The following is an 18,008-nucleotide window of genomic DNA, read 5'->3' on the forward strand; positions in this document are numbered from 1 at the left end:
TCAAAAATGAATAACAGCGCAACCACCAGACGAATTACCAAAATCGCTATCGAATATAATGGCAATGACAAAGGGAAAGCAGAACGAGTATATCAAAATAATCTGTTAAGTCAGAACCCAGAACAACAATTTACAGAAATGAAAACCGTTGCAGACCGCAATAAAAATGTAAAAAACTGGGCATTGACAGGGTATATTTCTCCCGAAAAATCCATTGGAGACCAATTATCCAATGAAGAACTCACACAACTGGCATTAAGAGCTTTGAAGAAAATCGGAGTGAGAGATAACAACCAAATGGTTTTAGACATTCATTCCTCAACCAAACAAAAACATATACATTTTATTGTCAATAGAGTAAATATACACGGAGAGAATACCATTAAAGCCCACAACATAGGAGAACTCTTTGGTAAAGCCGTTCGTGAAGTTTGTAAAGAAATGAACCTGAAAACCGATATTGAAATTGGCAAAGAAAAGAAAAAGCAAATGTTGAAAGCACTCACAACTTCCCTTAGAATTTCAAGAAGCTTTGAAGAACTAACGAGTAATATGAAAAAGCTAGGTTATCGGGTAACACTTTCACAAAATGAAAAAGTAGGAATCTCGGGAATGAGAATAGTAAAGTTTGAAGATATAAACCATCAAACCGAGCGAGAATATAAACCAGGATATAAGCTCTCTGAAATCACCAATACATTAAAAATTAAAGACATCAAGCAGAAACTTCAAGAAAATCAGGAAAGGACAATCATTTTCAACTCAACAGCAACAGAACAAATCAATAAAGAGGAACAGGAAAATTCAACATCTGTGAGTAAACAGCTTGAAAATATAGCAAAAGAAATATTAAAGCCCACCTACGCTTCATCGCCAGAAGACGAACTATTAAAAAAGAAAAAACGAAAATTTAGATAAAATGGAAAATCAAGAACACAATCAAAACAATGGCTTAGAACTATTAAAGAAAGTCATTGAGACCAATGAAAGAAACACCGAACAAGGAATAAAAACAGAATTTGTGTATGAAGATTTATTGAATATAAAAGGAGAAACAGAATCTACGATGAGGGGATTTAACGCTACAATTTTAAAATTATCAGAATCTTTAGAAAAAGAAGCTCAAGAAAGGAATGAATTTATAGAAAGGATACCGAAAACCATTGAAATCGTACCCTCTGAAGATTATTTGAATCTAAATAAATCATTTGAAAAGAATTCAAAATTTATGAAAAATATTTTTTATGGAATGATTACAGCATTATTCCTTTCAGTTTTAACAGCAGCAGGAAACATCTTTTTTGCAAAGCAATGGTATGCAGAAAGCATTAAATCAAAAAGCGAAATCCGCCAAGAGATTTTGGATGAAATTAAAAAAGATGGTCAATCTATTTATAAAGATGAAGATTACCTTCAACTACAAAATAATACTGAGTTGATGAATAAATGGATAGAGAAAAACCCCAAAGATGCAAAGAATTTTTTGAGATTTAAAGATGGGTATGAGGCGAGTAGGGAATAAAAATAATATATTTTATGATTGTTATTTCAATCAAAATATGTATTTTTGTTCGAAATAACAATCACTATTGTAATGAAACAACAGGTAATCCTCCCAAAATTCAATCAACTATTAGGGCAAATGGGGGAAAATATTAAGCTCGCAAGAAAACGTAGAAAGCTCACTGCTGTTCAGGTTTCTGAAAGAGCGGGAATTGCTCGTTCCACATTGTATTTGATTGAAAAAGGCGATGCAAGTGTTTCTTTGGGAGCTTATTTTAATGTTTTAAGAGTTCTGGGATTGCAAAACGATTTTCTGAAATTAGCTGCTGATGACGAGTTTGGCAGAAAATTGCAGGATTTGGAATTACTTAAATAAACATCTACTATTATGAAGCAAGGAAAATTTGATATTTACGTTTTCGCTGATTGGAAAGGAATGGCAGCCCCGAAATTGATGGGAATTCTTTCTGCACATTACGGAAAAGGGAAAAAGGCGTTTGGTTTTGAATACGATAAGGATTGGATAAAAACAGCATCTCAACGTTTGATTGACCCAGATATTCAGTTTTTTTCGGGTGCACAATTTCCAAACAATAAAGAAAATTTTGGAGTTTTTTTAGACAGTATGCCAGATACTTGGGGGCGCACTTTAATGAAAAGAAAAGCCGCACAACATGCAAGAGAATTTGGAGAGAAGCCACAAACTCTTTACGATATAGATTATCTTTTGGGTGTCTTCGACAAAACAAGAATGGGCGCTTTGAGGTTTAAAACGTCTTTAGATGGTTCTTTTCTTGATGACGATCATGAAAATGCTACACCGCCTTGGTCGTCTATTCGAGAGCTTCAAGCCGCTGCGAAAAATTTGGAGGATGACGAAAATATAGATGTAAAAAAATGGTTAGCGATTCTTATGGCTCCAGGATCTTCGTTGGGAGGAGCAAGACCCAAAGCCAATATTGTAGATGAAAAAGGCGATTTGTGGATTGCGAAATTTCCTTCAAAAAATGATACGATTGACAAAGGAGCTTGGGAATTTTTAGCATATCAATTAGCTTTGAAAAGTGGCATTGAAATGAACGAATGCAGAATAGAAAAAATAGCAGGAAAACACCATACTTTTTTCACTAAAAGGTTCGACAGAGAAGGCGATGATAGAATTCACTTTGCTTCGGCAATGACAATGACGGGAAACAGTGAAGAAAATTTACGATTTCACACCGCAAGTTATCTCGATATAGCCGAATTTGTAATGAATAATGGCGTAAATATCAACGAAAATCTTCATCAATTATGGCGAAGAATTGTGTTCAATATTTGTATTTCAAATACAGACGACCATCTTCGGAATCACGGTTTTATTTTAACAGAAAATGGTTGGATTTTATCGCCTGCTTATGACCTAAATCCTTCTGTTGAGAAAGATGGATTGGCTTTAAATATTGATATGGATGATAATGCTCTGAATCTCGAATTAGCAAAAAGCGTAGGGATTTATTTTCGATTAAGCGATTCTGAAATGGATGCTATTATTGCTGAAATTCAAGATGCAGTCCGCAATTGGAAAAATATTGCAACAGAAATTGGGATTACAAGAGCAGAACAGGAAATGATGAAAGGGGCTTTTTTGTATTGAATATAAATTGTATTTTAACAGCTAATGGAAATCAATAGATTAAAAGTAATACTCGCTGAAAGAGAAAAAAATAAATACATGTTGCAAAAACTAAAATTCTAATTGTTTTATGTATTCAATTGCTTCATCAATATTATTTTTGAAGTTTTCAATTGAATAATCTATTTGAATATCTGGTTTGAGTGAACCAGAATAACCTTTCCAATTTTCCCAATATTTGGTTGAATAGCCAATAATTATTTTTGAATTTGGAAGATAAAAGCCTCTAGTTTCTCCATAATGATTTACATTTCCACTTGTTGGTTCACCAATAAGAATTGAGTTGTAATCTCTTTTCAAATCAATCGCATTCATTAAAGCGGAAGAAAATGTTTTCTTACCAATCAAAATGTATAATGAACCCTTTTTATTCAGATAGTTTGTTTTCAAATTTTCGAGAAAAGGTTTTAGAATAGCTGAATTTCCACCGCTATTATTTCTTAAATCAATTATAAGTTTTTCAGGTTTTTGAATCTCTATAGCATTGAATAATTCATTATTAAATATTTCGAAGGTCTTTCCATCTTGTTCTGCACAATCTTGATAATTGAAATACATTGTTTTATTATTCTCAATCAGTTCATACCAATAATTATTCTTATGTTTAAATCTTAAAAGTTGAGTGTTTTTTGTCAGTGCAGAATTTTCTTTATTTGTTGCTAAAATTGGAAATTCTTGGTTGTCTAAAATAAATTTGATTTCTGAATTTGATTTGGTGATATTTAAGCCTTTTAATATGCTCGGATTATTGATGAAGTTTAAAAAATTTATTTCAAAATAAGATTTATTATCATCTTTGATTATTCTTTTGTAATCATTGATTACACTTTTAATTGTGTGAGTTTCTATTCCATTAAGTTTTTTATACATTAGCTTAGAATGAATAGAATCTGTTTTTACAACAAAAATACCTTCTTTAAAAAAATCAAAATAAATTGGAAAAATGTTTCTATATTTTGGTTCTATTCTTGTGTGTTCATCCCCAATTTTTTTAATCAATTTGTATAATTCAATTTCAAAAGTTTCATTATTCAGAGATTGCCTTTTTTTCTCAATTTCTAATATTTTTTGGTTGAATTTTCTTTCAGAGATTTTCCCAAATAGATTTTTATGTCTTTTAGGTAATTCGGTTTTTAGAAATTCTAAATCTTCAATAAATTGTTTTTCGGTTAAATTCTGTGCATTAATTTTAAAAATTGATAATAGAAATAAGAGGAGAATATATGAAATTTTAATTCGGACTATATGTAACATTTGATCTTTTATTTTTTTAATTGTCTCTTTAAAGACAATTGAAATAAGAGTTTTGTTACATAACTTTCACAAACTGTACTGCGTTTTACTTAGTTTGCTAAAGAAGCAATGTTATTTAATTTTTAAGCTTACACAGATAAAGTAATTAGGGATTTAAAATACATCTTATCCTTCTTGTCTGTTTTCCTCTTCTCACAATCACTATTTCAGAAAAAAAAGAGACCCACGCCGTTGTATATACTGCTAGAGTATTTAGTGAGCGTTCAAGACCTCACCTTACGGGTGTACAAGCACCCTCGTTATGCTGCTTGCTGCTATCCTATAATCAATTCAATACCCGCTTTTTCAGCTTTGTATTTTATTTTGGCTTGCAATTCATAATAACTCCAATTGCGAAGTACAAATTTCTGTTCTTTGGCAATCCCAATTTTGTCCTCCTGATTTTTAAGAATAAGAGTCGCCGCCTGTTGCTCAATACAAAAATCAATAAGCTGTTTGCTGTACAAATGAAGTCGATGATTCACATACCTAATTTCAATATTTTCTCTATTGTAAAGAGCCTTTTTTTTACGTTTTGCCCCTTTTCCAGAACGGGCAGAAGCAATACCAGCTTGAATCCTTTTCAGGCTAGCCTGTAAAGCAAGTCTTCGGTAGAGAAACTCCTCTTTTGTACCAATATTGATGCGTACATTATTCGCTTTAGCTACAATAGGATGTTCCAGAGACAAAGAAGCTTCAGCAATGATTTCGGGTTTTAAATGATGCTCCTCTTTTTCAAATTCAAATACGGCAAGCCAATAGATTTTCTTGTCTTTCAATTGGATTTGTGAGGTACAAAGTTTTATTTCCCCTCTTAAAAGGCGTTCCATAATCAAACGCTTATCCGTAAAGTCTTTTCCCAAATACGTTTTAACAGGAATGGCAAATACATTAAAACAAAATGCTTTCGTTTCCTCATCATATCTCATTTTGCTGATGCATTTAACAGGAAGCGGAATAGGAATATCTTTTCTAAAGTTCCTCAAAGATTTTAAACCTCGCCAATAGTCGGATTTTTCTTTTGAAAAAACAGATTGAATCGTATTATTCAAACTTCCCAGTATATCAGTTGGGATTTCCCCTTTGAATTTGTCAAACACCATTCGTGCTGTAGTATTGGTTTTCGAGCGGTTAAACATTCCCATTTCATCTTTATTGACATCCGCCAACTTGTATTGAATATCTTCTGTAAAATAAAAGAAATCCTTCATCATTTCCTGAACATACAAATGAGATACAATAAAATTTGCTGCTCTATAGCACCTGTTCTGATAGCGATACAGTTTTTCCCACATCACTTTTTTCTCCTCACTAGAAACATCTAGGAGCAACTGAATTCTTCGGGTAAGAGTAATTGTAGATTTTTCCATATCAAAGAAGTGTTTCAGTGGTGTTTTTTTTACTTTGTAGAAATTGATAAGCAAATAGAAATTCCCGATGAACATCCTTTTCAGATAAATTGAGTTCTTGAGCAATCGCCGAGAAAGACGATTTATGCTCAAACCTTCTTTTCAAAATCTCAAGTTGTCGACTGCTGAGTTTATTGGGGTGCTTTTCATGTTCAGAAACTTTTGCTTTGGGTTGTTCAAAAGAACTTCCTTTAATAATGTCCCGAAGGTCATTGATGGCTCTGTTCACTTCATTGCTAATGTCTTTTACACTGCTTCCCATAGCTTCTGCGATAGGTTTGTACTGAAAGCCATATTCAAGGCAAAGTTCTATGAGGTGTTTCCTTTTAGAATCCAAAACGTTTAAAACTTTCTTCACTTCATCTAAATTTTTCTGTTCAGATTCTTGAAGGAGGAGAAGTTCTTTATCTTGAGCAGGGTCGTAACCCGCCAGATAATCCTGATAGTTTTCATAACGTTCTAAAGAATTAATAAGACGAGTGAATTTATTTCTTGGAGAACTGTAATAAGTGAGGCAATCTCTTTTTAAAACAAACCTTAAAAATCCCAAAATATGATTCGGCGTTTCAATAGAATCACGTTGCAACCAAAGTTTGAGAAAGACATCCTGAACAAGCGTTTCTACCACAAAATCATCCTCCACTATTTGTTTTCCTATCCAGAAAAGAAGTCTTTTGTAACGCAAATAAATATGTTCTAAAGAGTTTGGGTCGCCTTTTTTCAGCAGTTCATAGAGCTGAGCATCTTTCAGTATCCGAGGCAAAGAGTCTGTTCTTTTCATAAGCAGTGTGTTTTAGCTGGAAGGAACTGCTTCGATCATGAAGATGAATTCTTTTGTACCATTCAACATACATACTCACTACATTTTGCCCAATAGAAAAGGCGTGGAACTCAACTTACTGACTAGAGGTACTGGTATACCCGTGTACGATAAGTGAGCCCACGCCGCGGTCGTGAGCACATTTACTTATCTTCTCGTACACATAAAATTACCAGTTTTCTAGTCGAGAATCTAAGCAATAGCTTCTATATTTCTTTGAACTATTGCAAAATTACATATACATTGTAATTTTTACAAATATAAACAAAATAATTTAATTACGGTCGAACGACCGTAATTTTTTATTCATAAAGCATTTCTTTTGTTATATGATTGACATAAACGAGAAAATCTGTACTTATATAACTAAAAACTGGTTAATTCCATGGCTTAAAGAAAATAAGTCACAGAACTCATTTGCTAAAAATCATGATATTGAAGAAAGTACTGTAAGAAAGATTAAAAGTGATACTACTTATAGAATTCCAGTTGAAACTCTTTATAAAATCTGTAAGGCAAGAAAAATTACTCTTGAACAGTTTTTTAAACTCATAAACGAATAGAATACCATTGGTTTTTGACTTTTTTATTAATTCTCCTTTTTATGGCATAGAATAATTTAGCTACAGTTTTTAATAGTATAATTTCGAATATGTTATTTCATATAGTTCTGAAATCTTCTTATTCCATTTCTCTTGAGTTTTTTCAGTTTTCCACATCGTCTTCTCATAATCAGATTTTTCGTATCCTTTTGGAAATGGATTCTCAGAAATAAACTGCAATAACTCATCAAATTTATTGTAAACGTTATGATCTATTTTGTCACGATTATCTTTAATATAATTTAGATCGTTTAGAAATGTATTTCTTTTATTTTCAGAAATTATAAAAGATGGTAATGTAAATGAGTTTTTTAGTTTTTTTTCCATCTCAATATTTTCGGTTTTAATTACTTTATTAGTTTTTGTGTCGATTGTTTGTATAACTTTAATTGGCTGAATATATTCAATAACTTCTGTAATTTCGTACTTGTGAGTAAATTGCAATATTCTATTTAAATATTGATATTGTTCCTTTAATAGATCTTTTTGTAGTTCTACTTTCATTTCATAATCTTTATTTTGTTTGAAGAAAATTTGATTTACAAGGATTCCAATTAGTGCCCCGAAAATAATTAATAAAAGCTCTTTAGAGAAGCTACTAATTTCAATTTTTTTTGAAGTATTTTCTATATTATGTTTGTTGTTTGTTGTCATAAAATTGTAGATAACGGTTTATGGCTTTGCGAAGATTTCACAGGAAGCCTTGCTTCCATGAGAAAATTTTGCAAAATGCTTTTTGAGTTAGCTCAGCGTTCGTTTTTTTGTTTTGTGAAGTTAATAAAAAAATCAATCTGTTTTTTGTAAAATATTTTGTCGATAAAAAAGCTCCCGAAGCGAGCCTGCCCAGAGCTAGCCAAAGAATAGAATCCTGAGCGAAGTCGAAGGGCAGTTTTCATCTCGTGTCCTTCGGACAAGACGAAAACTTAGTTATTATGCCCAGTTTTTTTTATTTTATATAACAGAAAGATTGTGGTGCTCTTAAACCATATTTATTGAAAATATCAATAGGTTCTTTATAAATAACTAACTCAGATATTTCTATTGCATAACCTTTATCTTTGTTCATGAAATACTCATTAAAAAAATCTAATGTTATACCTGATTTATTACTTGTCTGTCTCCAAAGTTCTTTGGGGTTATTTACTAGAATGTTTTTTATTTTGAATTCACCTATCGCCTTTGAAATAGGTGAACTTGCATAAATAATGACAGTGTCTATATCTGCATTTTTAAAAATAGTTTTTCTGTATTCAAACTTTTTATTTCCTTTTTTAATTTCTTCAATAAATTTCGGCTTAATCGATAATAAAATCTTGTTTACTTTCGGTTTCGCTGATAATTTTGTTAAACTCATCTACACTAATTTTTTTTAATCCTCTCGGAGCGTCATCTATACTCTTAATTATATTTAAATCAATTAATTGTTTTAAATTTATTCTTTTTGGGAATGAATATGTATAAATGAAATTAATCAAAAATGGTCTTGATTTCTCATTATAATTCCAAAATTCCCAAAGTTTATTTTCTTTCAAAACGCTACGATTTTTACATTTACTTTTAAACTCATCAAAGGTATTAAAATTGTGAATTACATCTTCTACAATTGCTAAAGTTGTTATTACACTTTTAAAGTATCCTCCTGTTCTATAAAAAATAATTAGATCATTTTTATTTATATTTCTTTCAATTGATCTAGAAATATAAACTTTACTTAGCGCATTACTATGAGGTTTACTATCCTTGAAATTATGTATATTCTCATTATGCAATATAGAATCTGGTATCAGCTCAGTATGATATTCAGGATAAATTGGTACAAGGAAAATATTATTTTTTTTAAATAAAAAAGGATAGTTTTTTTTCGCGTTATATAAGTCTTTGTTTATTAAAGTTCTATTAAAGTTTTTTATATAAACTCTTTCCGTTCCATTTTTTATTCCATAAAACTCAAAGCCCCAATCTACAAGTAAATTTATTAGCCTTACTTGTTCTTCTCTTTTATTAAAAATAGTAACATAAATTTCTTCTACTTTGTAGTTCAATGCGTTATCAATAATTATTTTGATAAATCTTTCACCTAATCGCACGCCATTACTTACGACCTTAAAGGTGCCTATCTTAAGTCTTTTCTTGGGAGTAAATCTCGGTTCAATATTATTATAATCTTCACTAGTATCTTCAAGTTTTAAATATAAAAATGATAATAATTTGTTATTTGTTTTGTTTTTTGTGATGTAAACAAAATCATTAGCCTTTTTATTAAACCATTTTTCAAATCCGATATAATCTTCTTTAAGTGAATCGAAAAAACTATCATTTAAGTCAACTTCACCCATTCGAACTTTTTCAACACTTAATACTTTGTAATCTATTAAATCAGGATATTCAGTATATATATATTCTAAAAATGAATTGATAGTATACACTTTGTCAGCTATATTTAATAAGTCAGCTTTTATATGTATTTTTTTATCTTCAGATATTAACATATCAACACGACCATTAAATACTTCATTTAACAAATCCGTGTCAATAATATCATTTTGTGTTTTATCAATTTTGTTCGAAACATCTTTTACCTCTTGAGAAAGGGGTGCTTTTGTTTCAAGAATTTCATAACTATCTAATTTGATATTAAATGAATTCACAACATTTTTATTTTGATAGTTTTGAATCTCATTTACTGAAATTCTATGAATGCACTTCTGAATATTTAATTTATCTAACCATTTAAATAATATACCAATGTCTTGATTTGTTATCCGATTAGCTTCTCTATGGATAAGTATGTTAGTGTCTAATAAAGCTTTAATCATCTTTTAAGTATATTTTTTGGGTTCCAGATATAGATAACTGAACCGACAACAATTAAAAATATAATTATTAATTCAATAGGAAGGCTTAATATATTATTTATGAATGAGTCATTGTGATTGTAAGATTTACCACGATATGAAGGTAAGAAAAACAAAAATGAGCAAATCAAATTTAGAATTAGTACAATTGATATTTGTTTTAAACCAAAATGTTCCTTTGTATAAATAGTAAAATAAGAATAAGTTGAATCCGATTCTTGACTTTTACTAAAAACAACTAATAATTCCTTGTTTTCAATTTTTAGCTTATTAGCATTTATTAATTCTTTGAAATAATCTGTGAATGATTTATACTCTAAATTTCTAATACTCTTAAGATGTTTGTCTTCATATGTGATTTCAAAGTTGTTTTGAACTATATTAAAATTATAACATGTACTAATTTCAGGATAATGTAATTTTGCTATTTCTTGTAATAAATTTGAAGGAATATTTCGTTTTTCATTTATTTTAGTGTCATAAATTATAGTAGACTTTGCAATACCAGTTTTATGTATTGAAATATTAGATACGTTTGGCATAAAATAAAAACGTACATAAATGTTTTCATCTATACGCTCCTGATTAAAATGTGATAAATCAATTGAAAAGTTGACTAAGCTTTGTGATGAATTTAAAATAACTGGTAAAATACATAGCTTTGTATCATTACTAAAACTGTGAACTACTCCAAATTCAGAGTTATTGTTTAAATTTTTTTGTCCTTTAATTGATTCATTAAATATAAACCTGGCGTTTTCTTCTTTTTTAATTTCTTTAAATAAATCAGAACATTCTAATATCTTCCAAGGTGTATACATTGAAAAATCAATACATGGGAAATTATTTAAACATTCTTTGTTTACATCTATACCAATCTCTATAATTGGTTTATTTGAACCAATTTCCCACGTGCAGATATGAAATCTATCAATTACGATATTATTTTGTTTACATAAAATTTGAAAAGATATAGTTTCTTCCATACAATTCTGTTAAAAATTAGGCATAACAATTCTGCGGCTTTGTGAAGCTCCCTTTCAGGAAACTTTGCTTGAAAAAGGCTATTTTGCACAATCGCATGATATGCGAAGTCTTCGAAGCAGAAGATCCATCCGTGGTTATAATCCTAATCTCCACTACCGTAAAATTTTATGGTAAATGTATTATAGATTTTAAGCTTCAATTGATTAGTTTTATACAAATTTAATAAAATCAATGGATTATAAAATACGGTTTTATGTTTTTTTAATAAAAATAATATGCAAGACCTTGCACATTAGAAAATCCCCTGCTCTCCGAAGTTTGTAACTTCGGAGCGTGATAATAAAAATGTTCAACGTAATTTCAAATTTCTCAAATTTCTTAAAACCTTAATTCAAAACTCCCCAAAATTCCCCTCTTTCAGAGGGGTGGCATTCCTATGAAATAGGAATGACGGGGTGTTTAAAACAAAAAAATTCCAACACCGAATGAATCTTAAAAAAAACAAATATCCTAAAAATCGAAGAAGAGAATCCAAAGCAAAGTCGAAGGGCAACAATGTTTTTGCTAAAACAAGAGAAGAACTTTGCTTTTATAAAATATGTCTTTCCAAACATTAATAACTAATTTTAAGCACTCCAATTTTACGCATTTTGAATCTTAATTAAAAATAAACCTCTCTAAAATTGCTTCTAAAGAGGTCAAAATTTCATGTTTTTGAAAACTATTTTCTAAAAAAAAGGAGTTGTGCAACAGTTACCGATGTTATATGCCGTTTTTATTCTTCGTTCAACTCTTTTTGGACTTTTTTTGGTAATCCAGCAACAATTAAATTATAAGAATCGATAATCCACTTTTTAAACTGTTCTGTTGTGATTTTTCCGTTTGTGCTTATGCTGTTCCAATGTTTTTTGTTCATATAATAACCGGGATTTACTTCCTCAAATTGTTCTCGTAATTCAACCGCTTTTTCTGGGTCACATTTTACGTTTACAAGTTTAAAAGTTGTGATGTCGGTTGCACAAAACATTTTCCCTTTCACGGAAAACACAAGTGTTTTGTCGTCAAAAGGCAAGGATTCTTCCGCACCTTTCAACGACAAACAGAATGCTCTTAATTCTTCGATGTTCATTTTTATTCGGCTTTTTCGGCAAATCCAAGAATATATCCATTAAGGTCTTTTAAATAAAATTCCTGCATTCCGTACCAAGTTGTTTTCAGCTCGGTTACTTTCAGATTTTTCGATTTCATTTCTTGATGAAATTCCTTAATTCCTTCAATGTCCATATAAAATGAAACGGATGCTCCGATTGGCAAACCTTGTGCAAAAACAACATCTTCCTTGAATGTGTCGGTGCGTTGAAAAAAAATCTCCACATTGTCTTTTTGCATCATTGCATAGACATACTCTTTATTTTCAGCAAAGCCTTGTTCTATTGCGTCTTGTGTCGCTGGAACAGTCATTATCAATTTAAAACCGAAGTTTTCTGTATAATAAGCGACTGATTTTTTCACATCTGTTACTTCAAAATTTGGGGTGAGTTTCGTAATCTTCATTATAAATCTTTTTAGTTTATGATGCAAAATTACTCTTACTCTTTGGTTGCTAATTGTAAAAATCGGACGTTTTCGTTTTTGAATAATTTGCTTGGCGTTGTTCCTGTATATCTTTTGATTTCTTTGATGAAATGTGCTTGGTCAAAATAATTTTCGCTTGGGAAAAGATTGCCTTTAGAAATATCCTTGTAGGAAGAATTGCAACGAACAATATTTAAAAACGACTTCAAAGAAAATCCAAATTGTTGGTTGAAATAACGGTTTATTTGGCGACTGCTCCAAAATACATTCTCCGAAAGCTGCTCAACGGATAAGTTTTGTTTGCTGTAAATCAGTTCAAAAAGTTTGAGTTTTCTGTTGTCGATTTCTTTTAAATGTTTGATTGAATTTTCTAACCGATTAAAAATATCAAAAACAAATTTTTCAAATTCATCAGTTGTATAGATGTTTAGATTCCAAAATGTTTGTGGTAAATTTTTGGTTGTGTTCAGAATAGATTTTATTTCCTGCTGAAATAAATATTCAGTTGCCAAAAGCTTGAAACGAACAGCAAATATTTTTGTTGATTTTGGAATATTTACGTTAATAGGATTAGTCCAAACCCCTGTGAGTTTTACAAGGGTCAATTTGTTGTTTTCAAATTGGGCAATCAAGTCAAAATATCCGTCTGGAATAATGGTATGCTCAAAATCAGTTTCAAAAGTTTCATATTCCCAAAAACTTTGAATGAAGTTCGTCAAAAATCCCTTCGGTGCTATTTCTCTGTATTTCATTGACGTAACGTTGCTCTAAAATGGCATATAACGATCCGCGTGTTTGCGAAGGAGCGGGGTAGAAAGCAGTAAGTTTCAACTTTGCACCGACGTTAGCAAAACCATTTTTTTATTTGCTAATTTACATTTTTTTGCAAATAAAAAATGGTTTTTGCGGTGAAAAAAGTACAAAAGTTCAGGTTTGAACTTAACCCGCTCTTTCGCAAACACGATGTTGTAGGCAGTTTTTATTTCTCAATCGTTCTTTTTGCCCTTTTAATTATTTTTTCTGTTTCTTTTGTGGGCGATTCTTTTTGCCATTTTTTGCAGAGTTCAATTACGAAATCGGGTCGGGATTTACTTGCATCATTGAGCCAATTCCCAACGCTGTCTTGAACATATTTTGAAGTGTCGGATTTTAAGTTTTCCAGAATGGGCAAAGCGATTTCAGGTGTTTCTTTCAGTTGGTCAATGTGTTTGCACCAAACGCCTCTTGGTCTTGTTGCTTCGGTGGTAAATCGTCTGATATTTTCATCTTCATTTTTTGTCCAATCTGTTAGAAACTCAATCGATACTTCAAGATTTTTTTCAATTTCGAGGCGTAAAGCCATCCAAACTATTTCCCGAACACCAAAATGAGTGTCGGCAATCAAAGGTTTTGCTTGGTTTAGCTTTTCTTGAATTTCTAATTTTTCATTCAGCGAAATTAAATACGGAGCATAACAACGAATAGAATCGGACGGATGATTGCTTAAACTATCTAAGATTTTTTCAAACTCTTTTTTGTCTTTCAATTCTTTGTAAAGCATTTCGCCAACAACTTTTATGGTGTTCATTGTTGAAGATTTTTTCTGCTTTTGGATTTCGCCCAAAACCTTTTCTATGACTGAATTTGAAATTCCCAATTCCGAAAAATTGGTTTTGATGAGTTGAATATGATTTACAGCCAACCATTCCGTTAAATTCACGGTTTCTATTTTTCCGCTATTCAATAATTCCAAAACTTCGGTTGGAATATTCTCTGCCTTTAAAGCTCCTTTTCTGTTTAAAATCTGCGGTTCTACCATATTTTAGAAAGTTCGGATAATTGATTTTTAGAATGTTCAAAGTTAATCATTTTCATTTCGGTAGTTCCAAAGTCTTGGGCTTCTGTATTTACAAAAGTGGAATCGGAAATTCCCATAAACAGAAACACCGATTTTAGATAGCTTTCTTGAAAATCGAACGATTCCAAATTTTCATTTTTGCCGTAAAACATTGCACCTCTGGAAGTGATGACCAATAGTTTTTTATCGTTGAGTAAACCTTGCATTTCACTTTTTTCGTTTATGTAAAATGTGCGTCCAATTCTTACGATATTATCGATATACGCCTTTAATGTTGCCGAAATGGTAAAATTGTACATTGGCGAAGCAATCACGATTTTATCCGCCCAAAACAATTCATCAATCAACGCATCTGAATTTGCTAAAATTGATTTCATTTCGTCCGTCCTGTTTTCGGGCAAAGTGTAATTTGCTTTTATGAATTCATCGGTTGGAAATGCTGGTGGATTAATGCCTACGTCACAGATTTTTAGGTTAAAATTTTGTTTTGTTGAAAGTTCTTTCAGAAAAAAATCCGTCAATTCTCTTGACTTCGAGTTTTGTACTCTTACGCTTGAATCGATTCTTAAAATATTCATATTTTTGTAGTTGAATTTGAGCAAATTTATAGTAGTAGAAACGCTCTCACAATACCGCATTAATTAATCAATAGGGGATAAAAAAGTCAATTTTATGGGGATAAAGGTTTTAACGATAGAAGAAAAAATGTGTCCGTTGGAAAAAGCAGTAAACGCCATTAATGGAAAATGGAAAATCTCCATCGTTTGGCAAATCAACGAAGGAAAAAAACGACCAAGCGAGTTTTTGCGTGGCATAAAAAATGTTGACCGAAGAGTACTCAATCAACAACTTTCTGAAATGGTTGAAGATGGATTGCTTACCAAAACTTCTTTTAATGAGCTTCCTCCTCGTGTTGAATATGAGTTGTCGGATTTAGGAAATGGTTTGGTAAAAATTCTTTGGGATTTAAACGAATGGGGAAAATCTTTGGACGGTTCGGGCGGTTAAAATTGCCTACAACACGTAAATGTACGAAAGTTTTGTGAAACCACAAATATTTTTATTATTTATTGTAAGTGTTTATTTTATATACCTGTTGTGCATTTAGCACAAATTAATTTTTAATTTGTTCAAACTTCTTTTGAGTACGAAGAAATTTAGGTATTGAATCATCGTAAAAGAAGTTATTTTCGATACTATTCTTGTTGCTAAACCTTGAAATGTTTTTGCAAAGTTGGTGTTGATTGTGAACTGTCCGCACAATTGCGAGATATTGGTTTCAATCCTCTTTCTTATTTTTGATTTCATTCTTGAAAACTCTACAAAATTATGTTGGTTTTTACGCATCGGAACTGAAAGATTTATCCTAGAATAGTTGAATAAATCCATCTGAATTTCTTTGCTGACATATCCTCTATCTCCTATTAACAAGCAATTCTGAAAATTTTCCTTAACATCATTAAGGTAATTAACATCATGGACATTTGCAGGCGAAAAATCGAAAGAATGAAAGATTCCATTCTTGTCGCAAACCGCATGAAGTTTATAACCAAAATATCTTGACTTCTGTGCTGCACAATACCCAAAAGAAGGTTTAATTTCATCCGTTGCGCAGATTGCAGAGCGATTGGCTCTACTGATTTTGCATATTTCAATTGGTGTTGAATCGACAATAAATACATCGGTAAAATCTGCAAACTTGTTGCTTAAAGTTTGTCTGATTTTTTCAATGTAGGGAAAAAGTTTTCTCTTTCTTTTATTATAGACACTTCTTTCAATTTTTCCGTCCAAATCAGTTCCCGAAATACATCTAAATAACTGTAATTCAGAGTTAATTGACATATATTCTGCAGTAATATTAAGTGCCACAAGTTCCAAATCAGACATTTTTGGAATTCTGACTTGCTTGTTAGTAGTTATATGTTTACAGGTATTTGTCAATTCTTTTAAAATAATTTTGTAGTTTTGAGTGAGATTGTTCATGTATTTATTGACTTGGTAATCAATTAAATATACGATTTTTTAATCAAATGGACAATCTTTTTCTTTCTTAATTCCTAAATGCACAACAGGTTTTATATATGTTTTTTGTGTTTTTTTGGTTTCGTATTTTGTATAGAATTAGTAAGTTGTATGTTTCGTTCTGTTTTTTAATCTATATAAAATGCGAAGTTAAATTGCTGTGTTATGGCTATTAATTTATGAGATTTATAATAATATCATATTTTTATGATAAAAGAATACAAAAGGAATGTTTTTACCATTGTTTTTTAGCTTTATAACATGTTAATTTTTTTTTTAAAAAAACTAAATACAAAGCATATAAAACCTTTGCGATTAAAAGAACATAACAACGTTATCACTTTTTTTATCTTATCATTCTTAGCAGGGTCTCCCTAGCGCTCGTGCTTACAATAAATAAAAGATGAGCAGTAATACAAATTTTACAGATTAATGAAAATAGGTTATGCAGACACGGGCAAGATGCTTGTGCCAACAACGGAAACTCAAATTATACTACGAACGAAAAAAAGGAGAAGGCAAACACAGTTTATTAGCCTTAAATAATGTAAAATGCAAACTGGTAAGCCGCATTTTTGCAGTCATCAAACGAGAAACGCCCTATGTAAAAACCCATCAATTTGCCAATTGAAAATATTTAAAATTTTTCTTGTTTTTTGACATAGAATATGTTAGCTGCTGAGCAAATCATCTTTTTGTTCATAATAAGTATCAAATAGAAAGTAAGTTTCGTTAATTAAATCAACTATTTTTCTAAGAGACTCTGGTGTAAACTGCCAATAATGTTGTTTCAAACCATTTTTTTCAAAATTTAGTTTTACAAAAGTATAGCCTTTTTCATTCATATTATACCATTCAGCATGTACTACAGCATTTCTTAAAGTTGCACATCTCTTAAGTTTTTCAATTAATTCATTTAAAATTGGAATTTCATTATCACAACCTATTTCCATTGATTTAATTATTCTATTAAACAAATCAACTTTTGCGGAAAAATTCATTTTGTAAGTAATTAATGCTCCTATTTCGTCAGTTCTATCAGATATTATTTGCCAAATAGCGTTGTTTAAACTCTCATCAAGTTTATTAAAATCATGCACAATGTAACCAATTAATGGAGCGGTTTGTTGTAAGAATGATTCATATTCCTCATTATTTTCATCATAATAAGTGTGATTTTCATTTGAGTACTGACCAAATTGGAATTTTTCTTCCTTCATTTTAATTGACAATCATGGTTTTTGCTTTGCAGATAACGGTTTGGGGCTTTGCGATGGTGGGGCAATCGAAGAACGTTAGTTGATGATTGCACCAAAGCTCAATAGTAGCACAAATGTTGAGCCTTTAACTTTCAGCCCCACTATTGCAAAACCCTTGTGCCTGTTGCACAACTCAAATATAGTTAAAAACTGTTATTTATGATATGAAAT

General features: G+C 30.8%; 20 protein-coding genes. 6 read left to right on the top strand and 14 right to left on the bottom strand.

The window, feature by feature from the left end; genetic code table 11:
* Positions 1–6 precede the first annotated feature (6 nt).
* The 4 genes from KKQ79_RS00700 to KKQ79_RS00715 are packed head-to-tail and all read left to right on the top strand — an operon-like array spanning position 7 to position 3,139.
* Positions 7–918 carry a relaxase/mobilization nuclease domain-containing protein gene (locus KKQ79_RS00700; protein ID WP_213188536.1) on the top strand — a complete coding sequence of 304 codons (912 nt, stop codon included), beginning with the start codon at positions 7–9 and terminating at the stop codon, positions 916–918.
* A gap of 1 nt (position 919) precedes the next feature.
* Positions 920–1,522 carry a hypothetical protein gene (locus tag KKQ79_RS00705; protein ID WP_213188537.1) on the top strand — a complete coding sequence of 201 codons (603 nt, stop codon included), beginning with the start codon at positions 920–922 and terminating at the stop codon, positions 1,520–1,522.
* 45 nt (positions 1,523–1,567) lie between these two features.
* Positions 1,568–1,879 (top strand): helix-turn-helix domain-containing protein, encoded by a 312-nt coding sequence (locus KKQ79_RS00710; RefSeq protein ID WP_238558059.1) that lies wholly within the window; start codon positions 1,568–1,570, stop codon positions 1,877–1,879.
* A 12-nt stretch (positions 1,880–1,891) separates the two neighbouring features.
* Positions 1,892–3,139: a type II toxin-antitoxin system HipA family toxin gene (locus tag KKQ79_RS00715; protein ID WP_213188538.1), complete on the top strand. Its 1,248-nt coding sequence runs from the start codon at positions 1,892–1,894 to the stop codon at positions 3,137–3,139.
* A gap of 90 nt (positions 3,140–3,229) precedes the next feature.
* On the opposite strand, the gene KKQ79_RS00720 is transcribed toward KKQ79_RS00715, so the two are convergent.
* The 3 genes from KKQ79_RS00720 to KKQ79_RS00730 form a co-directional block, all read right to left on the bottom strand.
* Positions 3,230–4,177 carry a S41 family peptidase gene (locus KKQ79_RS00720; protein ID WP_213188539.1) on the bottom strand — a complete coding sequence of 316 codons (948 nt, stop codon included), beginning with the start codon at positions 4,175–4,177 and terminating at the stop codon, positions 3,230–3,232.
* Positions 4,178–4,746: 569 nt separating this feature from the next.
* Positions 4,747–5,841 (bottom strand): hypothetical protein, encoded by a 1,095-nt coding sequence (locus tag KKQ79_RS00725; protein ID WP_213188540.1) that lies wholly within the window; start codon positions 5,839–5,841, stop codon positions 4,747–4,749.
* Between the two features lies 1 nt (position 5,842).
* Positions 5,843–6,661: an RNA polymerase sigma factor gene (locus KKQ79_RS00730; RefSeq protein WP_213188541.1), complete on the bottom strand. Its 819-nt coding sequence runs from the start codon at positions 6,659–6,661 to the stop codon at positions 5,843–5,845.
* A 368-nt stretch (positions 6,662–7,029) separates the two neighbouring features.
* Between KKQ79_RS00730 and KKQ79_RS00735 the strand changes: the two genes are divergently transcribed.
* The gene (locus KKQ79_RS00735; protein WP_213188542.1) at positions 7,030–7,263 is read left to right on the top strand and encodes a helix-turn-helix domain-containing protein; all 234 of its coding nucleotides are present in this window, start codon (positions 7,030–7,032) and stop codon (positions 7,261–7,263) included.
* A gap of 69 nt (positions 7,264–7,332) precedes the next feature.
* Here the strand turns inward: KKQ79_RS00735 and KKQ79_RS00740 are convergent, their stop codons facing one another.
* The 9 genes from KKQ79_RS00740 to KKQ79_RS00780 form a co-directional block, all read right to left on the bottom strand.
* Complete coding sequence (locus tag KKQ79_RS00740) at positions 7,333–7,956, bottom strand: hypothetical protein (RefSeq protein ID WP_213188543.1); 624 nt, start codon at positions 7,954–7,956, stop codon at positions 7,333–7,335.
* Between the two features lie 292 nt (positions 7,957–8,248).
* Positions 8,249–8,656 carry an ASCH domain-containing protein gene (locus KKQ79_RS00745; protein ID WP_213188544.1) on the bottom strand — a complete coding sequence of 136 codons (408 nt, stop codon included), beginning with the start codon at positions 8,654–8,656 and terminating at the stop codon, positions 8,249–8,251.
* On the bottom strand, positions 8,598–10,118 hold the full coding sequence (locus tag KKQ79_RS00750) for a PIN domain-containing protein (RefSeq protein WP_250131159.1): 1,521 nt from the start codon (positions 10,116–10,118) through the stop codon (positions 8,598–8,600). The genes KKQ79_RS00745 and KKQ79_RS00750 overlap by 59 nt, the downstream gene beginning before the upstream one ends.
* The gene (locus tag KKQ79_RS00755; protein WP_213188545.1) at positions 10,115–11,143 is read right to left on the bottom strand and encodes a hypothetical protein; all 1,029 of its coding nucleotides are present in this window, start codon (positions 11,141–11,143) and stop codon (positions 10,115–10,117) included. The genes KKQ79_RS00750 and KKQ79_RS00755 overlap by 4 nt, the downstream gene beginning before the upstream one ends.
* A 776-nt stretch (positions 11,144–11,919) precedes the next feature.
* A complete protein-coding gene (locus KKQ79_RS00760; RefSeq protein ID WP_165135984.1) occupies positions 11,920–12,273 on the bottom strand; it encodes an MmcQ/YjbR family DNA-binding protein in 354 nt (117 codons plus the stop codon).
* A gap of 2 nt (positions 12,274–12,275) precedes the next feature.
* Complete coding sequence (locus KKQ79_RS00765) at positions 12,276–12,698, bottom strand: VOC family protein (RefSeq protein WP_213188546.1); 423 nt, start codon at positions 12,696–12,698, stop codon at positions 12,276–12,278.
* Positions 12,699–12,733: 35 nt separating this feature from the next.
* Positions 12,734–13,471, bottom strand: coding sequence for a helix-turn-helix domain-containing protein (locus tag KKQ79_RS00770; protein WP_165135978.1), 738 nt, complete (start codon positions 13,469–13,471; stop codon positions 12,734–12,736).
* Between the two features lie 227 nt (positions 13,472–13,698).
* A complete protein-coding gene (locus KKQ79_RS00775; RefSeq protein WP_165135975.1) occupies positions 13,699–14,517 on the bottom strand; it encodes a DNA alkylation repair protein in 819 nt (272 codons plus the stop codon).
* Positions 14,511–15,134, bottom strand: coding sequence for an FMN-dependent NADH-azoreductase (locus KKQ79_RS00780; protein WP_165135972.1), 624 nt, complete (start codon positions 15,132–15,134; stop codon positions 14,511–14,513). The genes KKQ79_RS00775 and KKQ79_RS00780 overlap by 7 nt, the downstream gene beginning before the upstream one ends.
* Positions 15,135–15,228: 94 nt before the next feature.
* Between KKQ79_RS00780 and KKQ79_RS00785 the strand changes: the two genes are divergently transcribed.
* A complete protein-coding gene (locus KKQ79_RS00785) occupies positions 15,229–15,564 on the top strand; it encodes a winged helix-turn-helix transcriptional regulator (protein ID WP_165135969.1) in 336 nt (111 codons plus the stop codon).
* Positions 15,565–15,660: 96 nt separating this feature from the next.
* On the opposite strand, the gene KKQ79_RS00790 is transcribed toward KKQ79_RS00785, so the two are convergent.
* Both KKQ79_RS00790 and KKQ79_RS00795 read right to left on the bottom strand, forming a co-directional pair.
* Complete coding sequence (locus tag KKQ79_RS00790; RefSeq protein ID WP_213188547.1) at positions 15,661–16,539, bottom strand: IS982 family transposase; 879 nt, start codon at positions 16,537–16,539, stop codon at positions 15,661–15,663.
* A 710-nt stretch (positions 16,540–17,249) separates the two neighbouring features.
* Positions 17,250–17,798 carry a hypothetical protein gene (locus tag KKQ79_RS00795; protein ID WP_165135966.1) on the bottom strand — a complete coding sequence of 183 codons (549 nt, stop codon included), beginning with the start codon at positions 17,796–17,798 and terminating at the stop codon, positions 17,250–17,252.
* Positions 17,799–18,008: the final 210 nt, after the last annotated feature.

Source organism: Cloacibacterium caeni (assembly GCF_907163125.1).
Lineage (GTDB): Bacteria > Bacteroidota > Bacteroidia > Flavobacteriales > Weeksellaceae > Cloacibacterium > Cloacibacterium caeni_B.